General features: G+C 64.9%; 1 pseudogene. It reads left to right on the top strand.

Annotated features, from left to right (window positions below):
* Window positions 1–1,119, top strand: a pseudogene (locus EOA27_RS41280) (DUF4815 domain-containing protein); the annotation flags it as partial.

Below are 1,119 nucleotides of genomic sequence, written 5' to 3'. Positions count from 1 at the left end.
GAAGGAGACGATCGAGAGCTCGACCCGCGAGGAGACCCTGGCCTATCTGCGCCAGATTTCGCTGCAGTTCACCATCCATGGCTTCGGCGCCGGCGAGAACCTGACCAAGCTCGAATTCGACGGCATCGACGTCAACCCGGGTGGCCTGCATGGCGACGGCGCCGGGCAGATCGTCGGCAACTTCACCATCCCTGCCAACGTGCCTGCCGGCTCGAAAGGCCTGGTCGCCGAAGGGCAGGGCGGATCGAAGGCGGCCGCGATCTTCGTCGGGCAGGGCACGATCGAGATCGAGACGTTGCGCCGGGTGATAACGACCACGGTGCAGCAGACATCGGTCACCGCGCCACGCGAGACCGGCGGCGGTGGCGGCGGCGGAGGCAATGGCGGCAGCCGGTCCGATCCGCTGGCGCAGACATTCACGCTGACGGAAGGCCGCCACATCGCCGGCGTCAACCTGAAGGTCTGCCTGATCGGCGACCGGGCCAACCCGATCGTGTTCGAAATGGTCGAGGTGGCCAACGGCATTCCGACGGTCAACGTGATCGCTCAGGCCTTCTACGACATGCACGAGGCGATCATCGGCCAATGGAGCGAGATACGCTTCCCTTACCCGATCTGGCTGCCGGCCGGCGTCGAATATGCCTTCGTCGTCAAGACCAATGACGGCAATCATTCGATCAAGACCGCGAAGCTCGGCGACTTTGACGCGGACCTGCAGCAGCCGGTCGCAGCGCAGCCTTATTCGGTCGGCGTCATGCTGTCGTCGTCGAACGCGGTGACCTGGACGCCGCATCAGGACGAGGACGTCTGTTTCCAGCTCATCGCCGCCAGGTTCGCTCCGGCGGCCCAGACCGTGAATGTCGGCACCTTCGCGGTCGCCAACATGAGCGACCTCTTGATCCGCGCCGAGGTCGAGCTGCCGACCGCGGCCGCCGCCATGCATTTCGAAGTGCAACTCGACGACGGCTCCGTCACCCTGCTAAACCCGGGCCAAGCCTGGGAGCTACAGTCCTTCTACACGGGCAATGTGCAGGTCCGCGCCGTTCTGTCCGGCTCGGCGAAGGTTTCGCCTGTCGTGTTCCCGGTCATCCTTGCAATCGAGGGCGAGTTGCAGACGAC

It is taken from the genome of Mesorhizobium sp. M2A.F.Ca.ET.037.01.1.1 (genome assembly GCF_003998075.1).
GTDB lineage: Bacteria > Pseudomonadota > Alphaproteobacteria > Rhizobiales > Rhizobiaceae > Mesorhizobium.
Note: the sequence above shows the minus strand (reverse complement) of the source record. Positions and strands in the feature narration are given on the sequence as shown.